Genomic DNA, 19282 nt, shown 5'->3' with positions numbered 1-19282 from the left:
AGCGCCGTCCACCGGGTTCCCCCTCGGGCGGCGCGGGCGGCCCCGGCTAGGCTGGCCGTGTCCGTACCGCACCGGCCCCGGGAGTCCGCCATGCACGTCCTGATCCTCGGCGGCACCAGCGAAGCCCGCCGGCTGGCGGACGTGCTGGCCGCCGACCCGGCCCTGCGGGTGACCAGTTCACTGGCCGGGCGGGTGGCCCAACCGCGGCTGCCCGCCGGGGACGTACGGATCGGCGGCTTCGGCGGCCCGGCCGGCCTCGCCACCTGGCTGCGCACCCACCAGGTGGACGCGCTGATCGACGCCACCCACCCGTTCGCCGAGACCATGAGCCGAAACGCAGCCCTGGCCGTCACCGAAACCGGCACCCCGCTGCTGGCGCTGCGCCGCCCCAGCTGGCTGCCGCAGGACGGCGACCGCTGGCATCCGGTGCCGAGCCTGGCCGCTGCGGCCGACGCCCTGCCCACGCTCGGCTCCCGGGTGTTCCTGACCACCGGCCGTCAGGGCATCGCCGCGTTCGCGCACCTCAACACCCTCTGGTTCCTGGCCCGTTCGGTCGAGCCGCCGGCGCCCCCGATGCCCGCGTCCCTCGAAGTCCTGCTGGAACGTGGGCCGTTCACCCTCGAAGGGGAACGCGAGTTGCTGCGGACGCATCGCATCGACGTCCTGGTGACCAAGGACAGCGGCAGCGCCGCCACCGCCCCCAAGCTGACCGCCGCCCGCGAACTCGGTCTCCCGGTGGTCGTCGTCCAGCGCCCGCCCGCCCCACAGAGCGTGCGGACCGCCCCGGACGTCGCCGGGGCGGTCAACTGGCTTGGCACTCTGGTGAACTGATGAAGGATCAGCTGTCCGGGTAACGGCGCGGCGTCCACACCACGTCACGGTCGTCGCCGCGCTGCACCCACTGGGTCTGGGTGGAGCCGATCAGCAGCAGGGTGCGCATGTCGACCTCTGCGGGGTCGAGTTCGGCCAGTGCGACGGTGCGGACCCGCTCGGTGGGGCCGCCCACGTCGCGGGCCATCACCACGGGCGTCGCCGGGTCGCGGTACTCCAGCAGCAGGTCACGCGCCGAACCCACCTGGGTGGTGCGGGACTTGGAGCCGGGGTTGTACAGCGCGAGCACCAGGTCGGCCGCCGCGGCGGCGCGCAGCCGGCGGGCGATCACGTCCCAGGGCTTGAGCCGGTCGGAGAGCGAGATCACCGCGTAGTCGTGGCCGAGCGGCGCACCGGCCCGGGACGCGGCGGCGTGCGCGGCCGTCACCCCGGGCAGCACCCGGACGGCGACGTCCCGGTACGGGTCCTGGCAGGCGGCCTCCAGCACGGCGGTGGCCATCGCGAACACGCCGGGGTCGCCCGAGGAGACGACCGCGACCCGGCGGCCCCGACGCGCCAACTCCAGAGCGAATTCCGCCCGTACGCCCTCGACCTTGTTGTCGGAGCCGTGCCGCACCTGCCCCGCACGGACCGGCACCCGGTCCAGGTAGGTCGTGTAGCCGACCAGGTCGGTCGCGTTGGCGAGCGCCCCGCGCGCCTCGGGTGTCAGCCACAGCGGCCCGGCCGGGCCGGTCCCGACCACCACGACCTCGCCCATCTCCGGTTCGGCGTCCGGGAGTTCGTCTCCGCGCGCCGCCAGCGCCTCGAAGGGCCGGCCGTCGGAGCCGAGGGCGGCGACCCGGCTGGGCAGGACGGCGACCGAGAAGTACGGCACGCTGTCGGCGTCGATCTCGGCGAGCCGGCCGGTGCGTTCGCCGTCCATGGTGGCGCGCTCGACGTACCGGGCCTCGTCCAGCCGCCCGGCCCGCTCCAGGGCGCGGCGAACAGTGGGGAAGGTGCGGCCGAGCTTCATGATGACGGCGGAGTCGGTGGCGGCAAGGCGCGCCGTCAATTCCTCCTCCGGCAGGGTGCCTGGGATGATCGTCAGGACCTCCTCGGCCTCCACCAGCGGGGCGCCGAGGCGAGCAGCGGCAGCGCTGATGGAGGTGACGCCCGGCACCACCTCGGTGGGGTAGCGGTGCGCGAGGCGCTTGTGCATGTGCTGGTAGGAGCCGTAGAACAGCGGGTCGCCCTCGGCGAGCACCACGACAGTGCGCCCGGCGTCGAGGTGCGCGGCCAGACGGTCGGACGCCTCCTGGTAGAAGTCGTCCAGCGCACCCCGATAGCCGCCGGGGTGGTCGGTGGTCTCCACGGTGACGGGGTACATCAGCCGCTCTTCTATCTGATGGCCAGTCAGATAGCGCTCGGCGATGGCCCGGGCGTGCGAGCGGCCGTGGCGCGCACAGTGGTAGGCGATGACATCGGCCCGGCCGATGAGTTCGGCGGCGCGCACCGTGATCAGCGACGGGTCACCCGGCCCTACGCCGACGCCGTACAGCCGCCCGGCCGTCGCCGAGCGACCGGCCTCGACAGATTTCTGACGCTCCGTCATTCCTGTTCGCTCGCAATCGCGTTGATCGCGGCAGCGGCGATCGCGCTGCCGCCCCGGCGGCCCCGGACCACCAGGTGTTCCAGTGCGGCCGGGTGTTCGGCCAGGGCCTGCTTGGACTCGGCGGCGCCGATGAAGCCGACGGGGACGCCGATCACGGCGGCGGGTCGGGGCGCGCCGGCCTCGATCATCTCCAGCAGCCGGAACAGCGAGGTGGGCGCGTTGCCGACGGCAACCACGGAACCCTCCAGCCGGGGCAACCAGAGCTCCATCGCGGCCGCGCTGCGGGTGGTGCCCATGGCGCGGGCGAGTTCGGGCACCGACGGGTCCGTGAGGGTGCAGATCACCTCGTTGTCAGCGGGCAACCGCTTGCGGGTCACGCCACTGGCAACCATGTTGACGTCGCACAGGATCGGCGCGCCGGCCCGCAGGGCACGCCGGGCGTCGGCGACCACGTTCGGCGACCACAGCAGGTCCTCGACCAGGTCGGTCATCCCGCACGCGTGAATCATCCGGACCGCGACCTGAGCCACGTCGGCAGGCAACGCGGCGAGGTCGGCCTCGGCGCGGATGGTGGCGAAGGACTGGCGGTAGATGGCTGCGCCGTCCTTCTCGTAGTCGATCATTCGGTCCTCCGCCATTCGGCATTGCGCGCCTCGGCGACTGCCTCGGCGAGGTGGTTCTCGGTGCTGTCGTGCTCGGTGCTGTCGTACTCGGTGCTGTCGTACTCGGTGCTGTCGCGCTCGGTGCTGTCGTACTCGGTGCTGTCGTACCCGGTGCTGTCGTACTCGGTGCTGTCGTACCCGGTGCTGTCGTACTCGGTGCTGTCGCACTCGGTGGTGGTGCTGCCTCCGGTGTTGCTGTCTCCGGTGTTGCTGCCGACCGAGTTGATCCCCGCACGGACTATCTGTGCGTAGATGTTCTCGTCGGCGCCGCCCCCGCCGGTGAGGTCACTCCCATCGGAGTTGATCCCCGCACGGACGATCTCGCCGCTGTCGCCCGACGCGGTCCGGTCGATCTCCCGGCCCCGGCCATCCACAGCGATCCGGTACCCGGTCGCGGTGGCCAGTACATCGACCCAGCGGCCGGCGGGGTGTCCACAGCGGCGTTCGCAGCCGGACCAGTGCACGGGCAGACCCTCGACCGGAACCGCGGCAATCGCACGGGCGGCCTGGGCCCGGACGTCCGCAAGCGCTTTCCCGCAACCGGGCAGGCCGGTGCAGGCACTGACGCCCTCCCAGGGGCCGCCGGACTCGACCCGAAAGCCCGCGTCGGCGAGACGTGGCAACCAGTCCGCCCCGGCTCCGGGAACCACGACTCCGCGCCACGGGGTGAGCCGCACGCTCGGGCCATCGTTGCCCGCTCCCCCACCCGCCGACGCCAGCACGTCCGCCAGCAGTCGCCACTGCGCGCTGGTCGCGCGCCCGAAGCGCAGCCCGACCGACACTCCGCCACCGGGCACAGCACCCAGCGCGGGCCGCTCCCCCGCGAATCGTGGCAGCGGTACGTCACCGACCGGCAGTTCGTCCTGGACTTCGCGCAGGTGCCAGGCGCGGCCGGCGGCCAGGTCGAGGAAGTGGCGGGCGGCGTCGAGGGCGGCGGATACGGGGTGGTCGACGGTGGTGGCGTGGCGGGCGCGGCCGAGGCGCAGCAGGGCGCGGCCGTCGCCGATTGCGATCAAGGTCACATCGGCGGAGAGGGCGGCGGTGTCGCCGCGGCCGTCGTCGAGGGCGAACAGGAACTTGCCGGAGAGTCGGGCAGCCCAGGGGGCGGCGCACAGGGAAGCGTCCACCTCCCGTACCCAGCCCGGGAGATCGAGGTCCAAGCAGCCGCGGCCGTCGAGACCGGACAGCGGGGAGGCGACGATGTTGCGGACGCGTTCGTGGGTGTCGGAGGGCAACAGGCCGACGGTGCGCAGTCGTTCGGCGAGGTCGGTGGCGCACTGTTCGCGCAGACCGCGCAGCTGGAGGTTGCCGCGGGAGGTGATCTCGACTTCGCCGTCACCCAGCGCGTCGGCCGCGTCGGCCAGGGCGAGGATCTGACGATGCGTCAAGTAGCCGCCGGGCAGCCGGAGTCGGGCGAGGTGACCGTCCTCGGCGGGGTGCAGGCGGAGCGCGCCGGGGCAGGCGTCGGCGCGGCCTCGGTCGGGCCCGACGAAGGGTGCCGCAAGGGCGTCGGGTGTGGGTGGCATGGCGGCGAGCATACCCATGGCCGCGAATCGCGCCACTGCCCCGACCGTCGCCCCGATCGTTGCCCCGACCACCGGCCCGGCCTCAGCCCCGACCGTCGCCCCGGCCACCAACCCGGCCTCGCCCCCGACCATCGCCCAGCCACCGTCATCCCTCCCCGCTCGCCGGCCAAGTACCCAGGTCAGCGCGGATGCCCGGGGCCGTGGGCGGAGGCGCGGCGCAGGTCACACTCCCGCCGATGGGCCATCAACCCGTACGATGCTGGCGGGCGCCCCTCGGGGTGTCCGCTGCCAGCGACGGCACAGCGGAGGAAGTCCGGTGCGAATCCGGTGCGGTCCCGCCACTGTGACCGCGGCTCAGTGAGCCGTGGGAGCCAGGAACTCCGGCCGTCCTCCACTGCCCGGGGCGAGGACCCCGAGGAAGGTCCGTGCCATGCGCTGCCGCATGCCCGCATCCTGGCGGGTGCCCCGGATGCCCGTGGGCTCTGTCCCCACCGGGTGGTCCGTCGCGACGTCTGCCGTGCCGCCCATCGGGCCGTTCCTCATCCTCGACCGCACCTGTGCCCCGACGACCGGGCTGTCCGGGTTGTTCGCGTTGTCCGCGTTGTTCGCGTTGTTCGCGTTGTTCGCGCTGTTCGAGACGCCCGGGAGGGCTTTCGCATGATCCTGTTGCTGTCCACGTCGGACACGGACCTGCTGAGTGCCCGGGCGTCGAGCGGGCCGGTGCGCTTCCGTTGGGGCAATCCGGCGCGCCTGGACCCCGCCGAGCTGCCCGCTCTGCTGGAGGGTGTGGAGCTGGTGGTGGTGCGGCTGCTGGGTGGGCGCCGGGCCTGGCAGGAGGGGCTGGACGCGCTGCTCGCGGGGCCGCGTCCGGTGGTGGTGCTGACGGGTGAGCAGGCGCCGGACGCGCAGTTGATGGAGTTGTCGACGGTGCCGGCGGGCATCGCGGCGGAGGCGCACGCGTACCTGGCGCACGGTGGTCCGGCGAACCTGGCGGAGCTGGGTGCGTTCCTGTCGGACACGGTGCTGCTGACCGGTCACGGTTTCGCGCCGCCGGCCTCGGCCCCGTCCTGGGGTCCGTTGGAGCGCACCGCCCGCACGCCGCTGGAGCGCACCGCCGGCACCCCGTTGGAAAGCCCCACCCGCCCGCAGAGCGAAGGCCCTTCCGTCGCGGTGCTGTACTACCGGGCGCACCACATGAGCGGCAACACTGCGTTCGTGGAGACGCTCTGCCGGGCGATCGAGGACGAGGGCGCGCAGGCCCGCGCGTACTTCTGCGCCTCGTTGCGCGGCGCGGAGCCGGAGTTGCTGGCGGAGCTGGGTGCGGCCGATGTGATCGTGACGACGGTGCTGGCGGCGGGCGGCACGCGGCCGGCCGATGCGCAGGCGGGTGGTGACGAAGAGGCTTGGGACGCGGGGGCGTTGGCGGCGTTGGACCGGCCGATCCTGCAGGCGTTGTGCCTGACCTGGTCGCGGGCGCAGTGGGAGGGCAGCGACGACGGGCTGTCGCCGTTGGACACGGCGACGCAGGTGGCGGTCCCGGAGTTCGACGGTCGGCTGATCACTGTTCCGTTCTCGTTCAAGGAGGTCGACGAGGACGGGCTTACGGTGTACGCAGCGGACCCCGAACGTGCGTCGCGGGTGGCCGGGATCGCCGTGCGGCATGCCCGGTTGCGTCACACTCCGGCGTCCGCACGGCGCCTCGCGCTCGTCCTGTCCGCTTATCCGACCAAGCATGCGCGGGTCGGCAACGCGGTCGGTCTGGACACCCCGGCCTCGGCGATCCGGCTGCTGGAGCGGCTGCGTGCGGAGGGCATGGACCTGGGCGACAGCCTCCCGGGCCTGCACACCGACACCGGCCACGGCCACGACGGCGACGCCCTGATCCACGCCCTGATCGAGGCGGGCGGCTACGACCAGGCGTGGCTGACGGAGGACCAGCTCGCCCGCAACCCGATACGCATCCCGGCCGCCGACTACCGGCGCTGGTACGCCGCTCTCCCGGCGGCGCTGCGCGAGCGGGTGGAGGAGCACTGGGGTCCGGCGCCGGGCGAGCTGTACGTGGACCGGTCGCAGAACCCGGACGGCGACATCGTGCTGGCCGCGCTCCGGTCGGGCAATCTGCTGGTCCTGATCCAGCCGCCGCGCGGGTTCGGCGAGAACCCGGTGGCGATCTACCACGACCCGGACCTGCCGCCGAGCCACCACTACCTGGCGGCGTACCGCTGGATCGCGGCGGCGCAGCAGGACGGCGGGTTCGGTGCGCACGCGGTGGTGCACCTGGGCAAGCACGGCAATCTGGAGTGGCTGCCGGGCAAGACGGCGGCGCTGTCCGCGGAGTGCGGTCCGGATGCCGCCCTCGGTGATCTGCCCCTCGTCTACCCGTTCCTGGTGAACGATCCGGGTGAGGGCACGCAGGCGAAGCGCCGGGCGCATGCCACGCTGGTCGATCATCTGGTGCCGCCGATGGCGCGGGCCGATTCGTACGGTGACATCGCGCGTCTTGAGCAACTGCTGGACGAGCACTCGAACATCGCGGCGATGGATCCGGCGAAGCTGCCGGCGATCCGGGCGCAGATCTGGACGTTGATCCAGGCCGCGAAGCTGGACCACGACCTGGGGTTGGCGGAGCGGCCGGAGGACGACGGGTTCGACGACTTCCTGCTGCACGTGGACGGCTGGCTGTGCGAGGTGAAGGACGCGCAGATCCGTGACGGTCTGCACGTGCTCGGCCAGGCTCCGCGTGGCGCGGACCGGGTCAACATCGTCCTGGCCATTCTGCGGGCGCGGCAGATCTGGGGCGGTGTGAGTGCGCTGCCGGGTCTGCGCGAGGCGCTCGGTCTGGACGAGGCGGCGCTGGCGCTGGGGGCGACGGACGCGGCCGAGGCTCAGGCGCGGGCGCTGGTGGAGGCGATGGAGGCCGAGGACTGGAACCCGGCGGCCGTGGAGAAGGTCGCCGCCGGTCTGCCCGCGGCCGTCTCCGAGGTGCTGGCTTTCGCGGCGGCCCAGGTGGTGCCCCGACTCGCGGCCACCACGGACGAGTTGGACGCGGTGCTGCATGCGCTGCAGGGCGGCTTCGTTCCGGCGGGGCCGTCGGGGTCGCCGTTGCGCGGGCTGGTCAACGTGCTGCCGACGGGGCGGAATTTCTACTCGGTGGATCCGAAGGCGGTGCCGAGCCGGCTCGCCTGGGAGACCGGGCAAGCGCTTTCCGCGTCCCTGATCGAGCGTTATCGGGCCGACAACAACGGGGAGTTCCCGTCCTCGGTGGGCCTGTCGCTGTGGGGTACGAGCGCGATGCGCACCGCGGGTGACGACATTGCCGAGGCGCTCGCGCTGCTGGGTGTCCGCCCGGTGTGGGACGACGCTTCGCGCCGGGTGACGGGTCTGGAGGCGATCCCGCTCGAGGAGTTGGGCCGTCCCCGGATCGATGTGACGCTGCGCATCTCCGGGTTCTTCCGGGACGCGTTCCCGCACGTGGTGGCGCTGCTGGACGACGCGGTGCGGTTGGCGGCCCGCCAGGAGGAGCCCGCCGAGCAGAACTTCGTCCGGGCGCACGTGCAGGCGGACCTGGCCGAGCACGGTGACGAACGCCGGGCCACCGTCCGGGTGTTCGGCTCCCGTCCGGGCACGTACGGCGCGGGTCTGTTGCAGCTGATCGACAGCCGGGACTGGCGCACCGACGCGGACCTGGCCGAGGTGTACACGGTGTGGGGCGGGTACGCGTACGGCCGGGGGCTGGACGGGCGGCCGGCCCGGGAGGAAATGGAAAGCGCTTACCGGCGGATCACGGTGGCGGCCAAGAACACCGACACCCGCGAGCACGACATCGCCGATTCCGACGACTACTTCCAGTACCACGGCGGCATGGTGGCCACCGTGCGCGCGCTGACGGGCAGCAGCCCGGCGGCGTACATCGGCGACTCGACCCGCCCGGAGACGGTGCGCACCCGTACGCTCACCGAGGAGGCGGCCCGGGTGTTCCGGGCGCGGGTGGTGAATCCGCGCTGGCTGGAGGCGATGCGCCGACACGGCTACAAGGGTGCTTTCGAGATGGCCGCGACGGTGGACTACCTGTTCGGCTACGACGCTACCACCGGCGTGGTCGCGGACTGGATGTACGAGAAGCTCACCGAGGAGTACGTCCTCGACCCGGTCAACCGCGAGTTCTTCGCCGAGGCCAACCCGTGGGCGCTGCACGGAATTTCGGAGCGCCTGCTGGAGGCCGCCGAGCGCGGCCTGTGGGCGGAGCCGGACCCGGCGCTGCTGGCGGAGCTGCGGCAGGTCTTCCTGGAGACCGAGGGCGACCTGGAGGGCGAGTGAACACGAACCCGGGGCCGTGAACTCCGGACGACACCGGGGCCACACCGGGGCAACGCCCGACGACGCCGGGGCAACGCCGGACGACACCGGGGCGACACTTGACGTTCCGATGATCGAATAGGGGTGCCTTCCACCCCGCCCGGGCGGACAATTTCCACATGAGCCTGCGAATCGCCCTCACCCGCCCGGCGCGCTACGGCGCGCTGGTCGCGGGTGCGCTGCCCGTTCTGACGTTCCCCGGCGCGGGTCTGGCGGTCCTCGCCTGGGTGGCGCTGGTGCCGGGGCTGTTGCTGATGCGCGCGGCGGGCGGGGCGCGCGAGGCGGCGGTGCGCGGCTGGTGGTTCGGGGCGGGGTTCATCCTGACTGCCATGTACTGGCTGATCCCGTCGATCGGCCCGGCGCTGCCGCTGCTGGCGGTGGTGTTCGGGGTGTTGCAGGCGCCGGTGGGCCTGGCCGTGTGGTGGTTGTTGCACGGCAAGTTGACGCTCCGCCGGTCGGCGGCGGCCCTGGTGGTGGTGCCGGCGGTGTGGGTGAGCGCCGAGTTCGCCCGGTCCTGGCATGCGCTGGGCGGGCCGTGGGCGCTGCTGGGCGCGTCGCAGTGGGAGCATCCGGCGGTGCTCGGGCTGGCCTCGATCGGCGGGGTGTGGCTGGTGAGTTGGGCGTTGGTGACGGTCAACACCGCGTTGACGATCGTGGTGCTGGCCCGCGGTGTGCGGCTGCGGCTGCTGGCGGGTGCGACGGCGCTGGCCTCGGTGCTGGCGGGTCCGTTGGCGTTCGCCGCGCAGGCCGCGCCGGCCACTCGCGGTTCGGCGACGGTGGCGCTGGTGCAGGCGGGCCAGACGCCGGACGAGCAGGCCCGGTTGGAGGCGAACGTCCGGATCACCCGGTCGTTGGCGGGCCGCCCGGTGGATCTGGTGGTGTGGGGCGAGAGTTCGACCACCGCCGATCTGGACCGGGACGGCGCGACGCTGGGCCGGCTGACGGCGCTGTCCGCTTCGACGGGCGCGCGGCTGCTGGTCGGCGAGGACGCCCGGAAGGCGGACGGCCGGATCTCCAAGGACGCGGTGCTGGTGGACCCCTCGGGCATCGTGGCGCGCTACCGCAAGATCCGGCTGGTGCCGTTCGGCGAGTACATTCCGCTGCGTCCGCTGCTGGGCTGGATCGCGGGGGTGAGTTCGGCGGCGGGCGAGAACCGGGCCCCGGGCAGCTCGGTGCACCTGCTGCCGGTGGTGGGGCGGGACGGCCGTCCACTGCCGGTCGGTACCCTGATCTGCTTCGAGTCGGCGTTCCCGGACATGTCGCGCGCCGCCTCCCGAGAAGGCGCCGGGCTGATCGTGTACCAGTCGGCGACCTCGACGTTCCAGTCCACCTGGGCCCCGGCGCAGCACGCCTCGCTGGGGGCGATCCGGGCGGCGGAGACCGGCCGCCCGGTGGTGCAGGCGGCGTTGACGGGCGAGTCGGTGGCGTACGACGCGCAGGGCCGCCGGCTGGTGCACCTGACCACGGGCGAGTCGGGCGCGGTGACGGTCCGGGTGGCGCCGGCCGATCCGGCGGCCCGGACGTGGTACGTCCGGCTGGGCGACTGGGTGCCGCTGACGGCACTGGTGGTGACGGCGACGGCCGGGGCGGCGGCTGCGCTGCCCCGGCTGCGTGAGCGTCGCCGCCGGGGCGAGCCGGCCTTGCCGTCGCCGGATCTGCCGTCGGCCAGGGTCTGAACTCCCGTACCCCGCAGCCGAATCACAGCCGTACCGTGACTCGCCCGCCCAGCAGGCGAGTCTGTCGTACCCGCCCCGCTGCGGCCTCAACTCTCCCGGTACGCCACGTGGATGCCGAACACCGCGCCCTGCGGGTCGCGCAGCACGGCGAGGCGCGGGCCGTCGGGGACGTCGGTGGGCGGCAGCGTGACGGTGGCGCCGAGCAGCGCGGCGCGCTCGGCGCTCAGGTCGACGTCGGCGACCGCGAAGTACGGCATCCAGTACGGCGGGACTTCGGCCGGGAACTGGTCGGCCATGTCCATCATGCCGCCGAAGTCCCGTCCCTCCAGGCCGAATTGGGTGTACATCTCGCCGGTGGTGACGCTCCAGCCGAACACCCGGGGGTAGAACTCGGTGGCGCCCTGCGGGTCGCGGGTGGCGAGTTCCACCCAGCCGAGCGCGCCAGGTTCGTTGATCACGTCGCAGCCGCGCAGGGTTCCGGGTTGCCAGCCGCAGAAGACCGCACCGCCGGGGTCGCGGGCGACGGTGAACCGTCCCCAGTCGAAGGCGTCCGTCGGCGGGACGATCAGGCTGCCGCCACCGGCGGTGATCTTCTCTGCGGTGGCGTCGGCGTCGGTGGTGTGGAAGCTGATGTTCCACGCGGTGGGCTGCTCGGCCTTCGCCAACCCGACCAGTCCGGCGGCGAGTTGCTCTCCGGCGTACAGCCGGGTGTAGCCCATCGCCTTCTCCAGCGGGATGGGTTCGGTGCGCCAGCCGAACAGCTCGTGGTAGAAGGTCCTGGCCGCGATGGGGTCCTTGGTGGACAGTTCGACCCAGCAGGGCGCTCCGGGCGTGAACTCGGTGATTTTCACGGGCGGTTCATCTCCAGGATCAGCTTGCCGCGGGCGTGCCCGGACTCGACCTCGGCGATCGCCTCGGCGGCGCGCTCCAGTGGGTACCTGGCGCTGATTTGGGCGTCGAGCGCGCCGTCGGCGACCAGTTCGGCGAGGACGGTGAGCACGGTCGCGGTGCCGTCGCGTCGCACGTACGCGCCGCCGAGTTCCTCGGCGGTGGCGCGGTCGGCGGTGGACACCAGCCGCCCGGGCCGGCGCAGTGCCCCGGCGACGTCGCGGACGGCCGCTCCGCCGACCAGGTCGAGGATCGCGTCCACGCCGTCGGGGGCGGCTTCCCGGAGCCGGGCGGCGACGCCGTCGCCGTAGCGGACGGGTGTTCCGCCGAGGGCGCGGACGTGGTCGGCGCTGGCGGCGCCGGCGGTGCCGAGGACGGTGATGCCGCGGGCGCGGGCGATCTGGGTGGCGGCGCTGCCGACGCCGCCGGAGATGCCGACGATCAGCAGGCTCTCGCCGGCCCGCAGGTCGAGTTGCTGGAGCGCGTCGTACGCGGTGGCGGCGGCGACGGGCAGCGCGGCGGCCTGGTCGAAGCCGACGGCGGCGGGTTTGTGCGCGGTGGCGCGGGCGGACAGCAGTACCTGTTCGGCGAACGCCCCGGCGGGCGCGATGCCGAACACTTCGTCGCCGACGGCGAACCCGTTGGCCTCCTCCCCCACGGCGGTCACCACGCCCGCGGCCTCGCTGCCCATCACCAGGGGCGGTTCGGCGGCCGTTCCGAACCAGCCTTCCCGTTTCTTCCAGTCGGCCGGGTTGACGCCGGCCGCCCTGACCTCGATCCGTACCCCGCCGGGGCCGGGTTCGGGCAGCGGCCGGTCCAGGAACGTCTGCTGCTCCGGCCCGCCGTACGCGACGAACCCGAATGCCTTCACCATCTCGTCCCGCCTCTTCCTGCTCTCCGGTTCAGCCCCGACGCCCTTCAGCTTGCCGGGGTACCGGCCGGTAGCCGTGGACGGGTGGGCCGAACGGGAGCGCCGGCGGGTGGGCCGAACGGGGGCGCCGAAGCGCCGGGCGGGAGCTCAGGAGTCGCCGTCGGCCCGGGGCGCGGGTTCCGGCTCGGTAGTCAACTCCCGTGCGGGGAGGGGACGGTGGTGCACGCTGTCGAGCCGGACGCCGTCCGGGGCGTGCCTGCGGTCGACACCGCCGGGTGCTTCGCCGAGCGCGGCTTCGGCGGCCCGTTCGGGGTCGCCCTCGGCGATCCGGCGGGCGATCTCGGCGGGCCGCACCGGCCGGCCGAAGTGCCAGCCCTGGGCGAGGTCGCAGCCCATCAGCCGCAGCCGTTCGGCGTCGGCGCGGCTCTCCACACCCTCGGCGGTGACGGACAGGCCGAGGGTGTGGGCGAGCGAGACCAGGCCGCTGACGATCCGCCAGCCGAGGTGGGTGTCCTTGGCGGGGTCGTGCAGGTCGCCGACGAACGACCCGGCGATCTTCAGGTTGGAGACCGGCAGGTCGCGCAGGTAGGCGAGGTTGGACCAGCCGGTGCCGAAGTCGTCGACGGCCAGCGAGACGCCCATGTCGACCAGGGCGTGCAGGGCCTTGAGGGCTTCGTCCTCGGGGCCGACCACCGTCGATTCGGTGATCTCCAGCTGCAGCATGGACGGGTCGAGTCCGGTGTTGCGCAGGATCCGGTCGATGTCGGCGACCAGTCCGGCGTTGCGGGCCTGCCGGACGGCCAGGTTGACGCTGAGCTTGGGTGCGCGGTCGCCGAACCTGGCGACCCAGTCGGCGGCCTGTTCGCAGGCCTGTTCCAGCACCCAGCGGCCGAGCGGCATGATCAGGCCGGTCTCCTCGGCGACGCCGACGAACTGCTCGGGGCCGATGACGCCGAGCTCCGGGTCGCGCCAGCGCACCAGCGCCTCGACGCCCGTCATCGCGCCGGTGCCGAGGTCGATCATCGGCTGGTAGTCGATGAAGAACTCGCCGCGGTCGAGCGCGGCGGGCATCCGCACCGATACGGCGTATCGGCTGACGGCGCGCGCGTTCTCCTTCGGGTCGAACAGGGTCCAGCGGCCGCGACCGGCCTCCTTGGCGCGGTACAGCGTGAGGTCGGCGGCGCGGACGGCGGCGCCGGGGGTGGTGCTGGAGATCCGTCGCTCCAGCACCCCGACGCTGGCGCCGACGGCGAGCCGGTGGTCGCCGATCACCACGGGCTTGGTGAGCGCGGCGAGGACGGTCTTGGCGGCGGCGACGGCTTCCTGTTCGCCGCGGCAGTTCTCCAGCAGCACCACGAATTCGTCGCCGCCGAGCCGGGCCACCATGTGCCCGAGCGGGCTGAGCGCGGACTCCAGGCGGCCGGCGACCACGGTCAGCAGTTGGTCGCCCATGTCGTGGCCGAGGCTGTCGTTGACGACCTTGAAGCCGTCCAGATCGACGTAGCACAGGCCGAACCGGGCGTCCGGTTCGGGCGATTCGAAGAGCCGCTCCAGCCGTTCGAAGAACGCGGCCCGGTTGGGCAGGCCGGTCAGCGGGTCGTGGGTGGCCTGGTGGCGCAGGCGTTCCTGGAGCCGGTAGCGGTCGGTGACGTCCTCCAGCATCGCGACCTGGTACAGCGGCGAGCCGTCGTCGTCGCGGATCAGCGAGACCGTCAGGTGCGTCCAGACCACTTCGCCGTCGCGCCGGTAGTACGGCTTGTCGAACTGGAAGTACTCGCGTTTGCCGCTGATCAGTTCCTCGTAGGCCTCCCACACGCCGGGGGTGTCCTCGGGGTGCATGAGGTCGTTGACGCGGACGCCCTGCATGTCCTCGGGTCCGCCGCCGAAGATCTCGCCGAGGGCCCGGTTGACGGCCAGGATGTTGCCGTCGGTGTCGCCGAGACCGATGCCGATCGCCGCGGATTCGAACAGGGCGCGGAAGCGGGCCTCGGAGACCCGCAGCGCCTTCTCGACCTCCTGGCGGGCGGTGTCGGCGGCCAGCCGGATCGCCTCCTGCTCGCGCAGGGTGCGTTCGCGCAGAGCGGCCGCCCAGCCGGCCGCGAACGCGCCGGACAGGGCCGGGCCGCGCTCGTCGGGGACGGGGTGGCTCTGGAGCAACTGGACTGCTTCGGACAGCAGTTGGGGGTCGGTGAAGTGGTTGTCGATCAGCAGCGCGCCGACCTGCCCGGCGAGTTCCGGGCGGAACGGGTGTTCCAGGGCGGCGCGGTGCAGCAGGTCGGCGGTCCGCGCGATCAGCGGGTTGAGGACGCCGGGGCGCACCGCCGCGCCGTGTCCGGTGCGCAGCATGGCGGCCCAGGCGGTACGGAACCCGTTGTCCGGGGCGGCCGCCTCGTTCATGACAGGCGTCCGACGCCGGCCATCCCGGTGATCCGCTCGGGGTGCGGGTCAACAGCGGCGGCGTCGTCGGGGCGCCACTGGGTCAGGTAGACCACGCCGGGTTCGACGAGATCGAAGCCGTCGAAGAAGGAGGTGATCCGTTCGCGGCTGCGCATGGTGAGCGGCGTGGGGGTGGCGCGGTACAGGTCCTGGTGGGCGCCGGCCTGGTCCGGGCGGCCCTCGAGGGCGGCGTGCGAGAGGATCAGGGCGCTGCCGCTGGGGAGGGCTTCGCGGAGTTTGGCGAGGATCTTCTCGGGCTCGTCGTCGTCGGTGACGAAGTGCATGACGGCGTTGAGGATGACGGCGACGGGCTCGCCGGGGGCGAGCAGCTCTTCGACCTCGGGGCGGGAGAGCAGGTCGTCGGTGTTGCGCAGGTCGGCGTCGACGACCTGGCACAGGTCGTCGTCGGCGAGGATGAGGCGGCTGTGGGCGACGGCGACCGGGTCCATGTCGATGTAGACGACGCGGGCGTCGGGCTGGTACTCGCGGGCGACCTCGTGGACGGCACCGAAGGTGGGGATGCCGGAGCCGATGTCGAGGAAGCGGCTGATGCCTTCGGCGGCGACGTACTGGGTGGCGCGGTGCAGGAACGCGCGGTTGGCCCGCATGATCTTGGGCAGGTCCGGCCAGAGTTCCATGGCCTTGCGTGCCATTTGCCGGTCGACCTCGAAGTTGTGGGAACCGCCGAGGTAGTAGTCGTAGACCCGGGCGGCGTTGGGCTTGTCGAGGTCGGTCCCCGCGGGCACCCAGTTCGGACGCGCCATGACGGCACCCCTTCCGGCGGGCAATCGGTCGAAAAATGGCAACAGGACGTAAAGATCTTCCTATACTTCCGATCCCCTCGGCAAGCGGCGCCGTCCGACCGGCCGTACTGGTCACCACGGGGCCGCCGCCCGCCCGCGCGGGTGCGGGTGGGCGGCGGCGGGGTGGGGGCGTCAGCCGGTGGCGGTGCAGGTGAGGGTGGGGGTGGCGTTGGTGCCGGAGTAGGTGGCGCCGAAGCCGAACGCGGTGCTGGCGCCGGCGGCGAGGGTCCGTTGTAGGAGAGGTTGGTCACGGTGACGGCCTGGCCGGACTGGCCGAGCCGGCCGTTCCACAAGTTGGTGATCTGCTGGTTGCCGCCGAAGTTCCAGGTGACCTCCCAGGTCTTGATCGCCGCGCTGCCGGCGGTGACGGTGACGTCGGCGTTGAAGCCCGCGCCCCAGTCGTTGGTGACCTTGTAGGTGGCGGTGCAGCCGGCGCCGGTGCCGCCGGATGCCTGGGTGGTGGCGACGAATGCCGCGGAGGCCGCGGAGACGTTGCCCGCGGCGTCGCGTGCCTGGACGGTGTACGAGTACGCGGTCGAGGCGCTCAGGCCGGTGTCGGTGTAGGAGGTGCCGGAGGTGGAGCCGACCAGCGTGCCGCCGCGGTGGATCTCGTAGCCGGTGACGCCGACGTTGTCGGTGGCGGCGCTCCAGCTCAGCGCGACGCTGCTGGCGGTGGTGGTGGCGGCCAGGCCGGTCGGGGCGGTCGGCGCGGTGGTGTCGCCGGTGGACGGGCCGAGGGCCGGGTAGGCGTTCTTCAGCAGTTCCTGGAACTGCGCGGAGAACCAGTGCCCGGCGAGCGGGGCGTTCGGCAGCGCGCCCGACATGTTGTTGTTGTTGCGCGGGTTGCCGGTGTAGGTGGGGTCGCACATCCGGTCGAAGCCCTTGCCCTCGTCGTTCGGGATCGCCGAGCTCGCGCCGTCCGACTCGCCGGGCGGCTTCACCCACACGTACGCCGCGATGCCGTCCTCGGGTGCGGCCTTGGGGCGTTCGCCGAGGCCCGCGCCGGACTGGTTGCACCAGTTGCCGGTCTGGAAGCGGCGGTCGATGCGGCCGCCGTCCACGTACGCGTCCACCGAGGTCTTCGGGCCCGGGCCGGCGGGACGGCTCGCGCCGCCCCAGCCGTTGCGCGAGGTGTCGATCAGCATGCCGACACCCGCGTCGAAGCCGGACGCGACCGCCTTGGCCCGGAACGCCTTGGCGTAGCTCGCCTCGTCCACGTAGTTGTTCCAGTCCACCCACTTCGACTGGCGCACCGAGGTGCCGTTGACCGAGTCGCCGACGGTGAAGTTGGGCTCGTGCAGCGCCGAGTAGTTGGCGGTGTTGGTGATGAAGCCCTGGACGTTGTTGACGGTCGAGCCGGACGCGGTGGCGGCCTGCTTGATGACGTCGATGGTGGGCTGGAGGTTGGAGTCCCAGCCGAGCCAGCCGTGGTGACCGGCGTCCACGTAGTTGTAGACGTTCGGGATCGCGCCGAGCTTGGCGAGCGCGTAGCCCACGCCGTTGATGTAGTTGCCGTTGGCCTTCATGGTGTCGCAGGCGGGGGTGGCGGTGGCGGTGCCGCCCGCGTTGGTGACCAGGTTCGGCAGCGAGTCGATCTCGACGGTGGTGACGATCCGCAGGTTCGTGTAGGCCGGGTCGGCCAGGATGGCGGCGATCGGGTCGATGAACTCGCTCTTGTAGCGCGGCAGGTCGGTGGGGCCGAGCTCGCCGTTCGAGGCCAGCGCGGAGCAGTCGCGGCCCGGCAGGTCGTAGATGACGACCTGGAACACGTACGGCTTGCCGGCGGCCTGCTGCACGGCGGCGTTCAGGTGGTCGCGCAGGCCCATCACGCCGTTGCCGCCAGCGATGGCCGCGATGCGGTCCATCCAGACGGCGGTGGGCTGGGTGGAGACCGCGGAACCGCCGGGTTCGGCGGCGGCGCGGGCGGACCATTCGGGGTTCACGTAGACCCCGGCGCCGACGAACGGGTTGTCCACGCGGGCGGTCGCGGCGTGGGCGGCGGCGGTCGCGGCGTGGGCGGCGGCGGTCGCGGCGGCGATCGGCAGCACGGTCGCGGCGCTGAGCACCGCGGCCGCTGCCGCCGTCCGAAGACGGCGTGTCAGGTTGGCCGACACAGTGACGGAGTCCTTTCGGCTGGGGGACGGACTCGGCAGAGGGCACCCCCAACCTGTGGGAGCGCTCCCATACTTGGCCCGGACGGGATCGAACTCGGCCCGGCAACAACCGATATGAAGCCATGACCTCCTGGTGCCGTCAAGGAGTCGCGCAGAAACCATGGGAGCGCTCCCGCATGCGCCCGACCGGACCCCGTACCCGGACGCGCAGTTCACCGCCCCGCCGCCGTTCCGGCCGCGCCCCGGGGGCGGGCCGGTCGCCCCGGGGAAACTTCACGCCCGTGCCGCGAACGTGCGGCAGCTGCGCATCGTGGCAGGCTGAGGACGCCCCTGAGTCCGAGGAGGAACGCGTGCCCGCCCGACCGCAGTTCGACGACGACCAGCGCCGCGCCCGGCTGGCCCGGCGGCACCGCCTCGCCCGGGAGGCCAAGGCGAGGCGGGTCGAGCAGGTGGTGGACGATCTGGTCGCCGTGCACGCCACCGATGCCGCCACGCTGTTCCTCGCCGTCTCGGCCCGGCTCGCCGCACCCGGCATCGCCGACACCGAGCGGGCCCTGTACCGGGACGGCACGGTGCTGCGTCAACACGGCATGCGCAGCACGCTGTTCGCCGTCCCCGCCGCGCTCGCCCCGACGGTGTACACCTCCACCACGGCGAAGCTGGTGGCCCGCGAACGCGCCCGCCTGCTCAAGGACTTCGCCGCCTCCGGACGCGATGCCGCCTGGACGGCCGGCGTGGAGGCCGCCGTCCGGTCCGCCCTCGCCGACTCCGAGCTGACTGGCAGTCAACTCAGCAACCTCGTACCGCAGTTGCGCGAGAAGATCGACTACGGGGCGGGCACCTCGTACCACACCGAGCAGCCGATCGGAATGCGTCTGCTGCGACTGCTCGGCATGGAGGGCAGCATCGTTCGCCGTCACCCGGTGGGCAGTTGGACCAGCAGCCAGCACCGCTGGACACTGGGCCCGCCGGCCCCGTCCGCACCGTCGGCCGCCGAACGGGCCGACGCGCAGCGGGAGTTGGCGCGACGCCGGTTGGCCACGTACGGCCCGGCGACCGAGGACGACCTGGTGTGGTGGACCGGCTGGGGTGTCCGCGAGGTGCGCGCGGCGCTGGCCGGGTGCGCGGCCGTCGAGGCGGAACTCGCGGGCGGCGCGGCGGGGTTCGTCCTCCCCGGCGATCTCGATCCGGTCGCGGAGCCGGCCCCGTGGGCGGCACTGCTGCCGGCCCTGGATCCGAGCGCGATGAGCGTGAAGCACCGGGACTGGTACCTGCCCCCCACCCATCGTCCACAACTGATCGACCGCTCGGGCAATCTCGGCCCGACGGTGTGGTGGAACGGCCGGGTCGTCGGAGGCTGGGCCCAACGCCCGGACGGCGAGGTGGTGTTCGACCTCCTGGAGGATGCCGGCCGGGAGGCCTTGGCCACCGTCGAGGCTCAGGCCGGTGTGCTGCGCACGGTGCTCGGCGATGCCCGCGTCACGCCACGCTTCCGCACCCCGCTGGAGCGCCGTCTCACATCCTGATG

Annotated in this window: 11 protein-coding genes, 1 pseudogene and 1 riboswitch; of the genes and pseudogenes, 4 read left to right on the top strand and 8 right to left on the bottom strand. The window is 72.8% G+C overall.

Annotated elements, in window-relative coordinates:
• Window positions 1-90: 90 nt before the first annotated feature.
• Window positions 91-831 carry a cobalt-precorrin-6A reductase gene (locus tag ACFV18_RS17405; RefSeq protein WP_380483988.1) on the top strand — a complete coding sequence of 247 codons (741 nt, stop codon included), beginning with the start codon at window positions 91-93 and terminating at the stop codon, window positions 829-831.
• Between the two features lie 7 nt (window positions 832-838).
• Here ACFV18_RS17405 and ACFV18_RS17400 read toward each other — a convergent pair whose 3' ends face one another.
• Genes ACFV18_RS17400 through ACFV18_RS17390 form a run of 3 tightly spaced genes read right to left on the bottom strand, consistent with a single transcriptional unit; the run spans window position 839 to window position 4610 of the window.
• The gene (locus ACFV18_RS17400) at window positions 839-2422 is read right to left on the bottom strand and encodes a precorrin-2 C(20)-methyltransferase (RefSeq protein WP_380483986.1); all 1584 of its coding nucleotides are present in this window, start codon (window positions 2420-2422) and stop codon (window positions 839-841) included.
• Window positions 2419-3045 (bottom strand): precorrin-8X methylmutase, encoded by a 627-nt coding sequence (locus tag ACFV18_RS17395; protein WP_380483984.1) that lies wholly within the window; start codon window positions 3043-3045, stop codon window positions 2419-2421. Before ACFV18_RS17395 ends, ACFV18_RS17400 begins: the two co-directional genes overlap by 4 nt.
• Window positions 3042-4610, bottom strand: coding sequence for a hypothetical protein (locus ACFV18_RS17390; protein WP_380483982.1), 1569 nt, complete (start codon window positions 4608-4610; stop codon window positions 3042-3044). The genes ACFV18_RS17395 and ACFV18_RS17390 overlap by 4 nt, the downstream gene beginning before the upstream one ends.
• 305 nt (window positions 4611-4915) lie before the next feature.
• A riboswitch (cobalamin riboswitch) is annotated at window positions 4916-4991 on the top strand.
• A 276-nt stretch (window positions 4992-5267) separates the two neighbouring features.
• On the opposite strand from ACFV18_RS17390, the gene cobN reads away from it, so the two are divergent.
• Window positions 5268-8927, top strand: a complete 3660-nt coding sequence (cobN, locus tag ACFV18_RS17385) for a cobaltochelatase subunit CobN (protein WP_380483981.1) — start codon at window positions 5268-5270, stop codon at window positions 8925-8927.
• A gap of 158 nt (window positions 8928-9085) precedes the next feature.
• On the top strand, window positions 9086-10642 hold the full coding sequence (gene lnt / locus ACFV18_RS17380) for an apolipoprotein N-acyltransferase (RefSeq protein WP_380483979.1): 1557 nt from the start codon (window positions 9086-9088) through the stop codon (window positions 10640-10642).
• Between the two features lie 86 nt (window positions 10643-10728).
• Here the strand turns inward: lnt and ACFV18_RS17375 are convergent, their stop codons facing one another.
• The 5 genes and pseudogenes from ACFV18_RS17375 to ACFV18_RS17355 all read right to left on the bottom strand — a co-directional run.
• Window positions 10729-11493, bottom strand: a complete 765-nt coding sequence (locus tag ACFV18_RS17375; protein ID WP_380483977.1) for a VOC family protein — start codon at window positions 11491-11493, stop codon at window positions 10729-10731.
• On the bottom strand, window positions 11490-12404 hold the full coding sequence (locus ACFV18_RS17370; protein WP_380483975.1) for an NADP-dependent oxidoreductase: 915 nt from the start codon (window positions 12402-12404) through the stop codon (window positions 11490-11492). The genes ACFV18_RS17375 and ACFV18_RS17370 overlap by 4 nt, the downstream gene beginning before the upstream one ends.
• A gap of 144 nt (window positions 12405-12548) precedes the next feature.
• Window positions 12549-14798 (bottom strand): putative bifunctional diguanylate cyclase/phosphodiesterase, encoded by a 2250-nt coding sequence (locus tag ACFV18_RS17365; protein ID WP_380483974.1) that lies wholly within the window; start codon window positions 14796-14798, stop codon window positions 12549-12551.
• Window positions 14795-15601: an SAM-dependent methyltransferase gene (locus ACFV18_RS17360; RefSeq protein WP_380483972.1), complete on the bottom strand. Its 807-nt coding sequence runs from the start codon at window positions 15599-15601 to the stop codon at window positions 14795-14797. The genes ACFV18_RS17365 and ACFV18_RS17360 overlap by 4 nt, the downstream gene beginning before the upstream one ends.
• A 323-nt stretch (window positions 15602-15924) precedes the next feature.
• A pseudogene (locus tag ACFV18_RS17355) lies at window positions 15925-17688 on the bottom strand (glycoside hydrolase family 6 protein); the annotation flags it as partial.
• A gap of 416 nt (window positions 17689-18104) precedes the next feature.
• On the opposite strand from ACFV18_RS17355, the gene ACFV18_RS17350 reads away from it, so the two are divergent.
• Complete coding sequence (locus ACFV18_RS17350; protein WP_380483970.1) at window positions 18105-19280, top strand: winged helix DNA-binding domain-containing protein; 1176 nt, start codon at window positions 18105-18107, stop codon at window positions 19278-19280.
• Window positions 19281-19282 lie beyond the last annotated feature (2 nt).

Source organism: Kitasatospora sp. NPDC059673 (genome assembly GCF_042734215.1).
GTDB lineage: Bacteria > Actinomycetota > Actinomycetes > Streptomycetales > Streptomycetaceae > Kitasatospora.
Note: the sequence above shows the minus strand (reverse complement) of the source record. Positions and strands in the feature narration are given on the sequence as shown.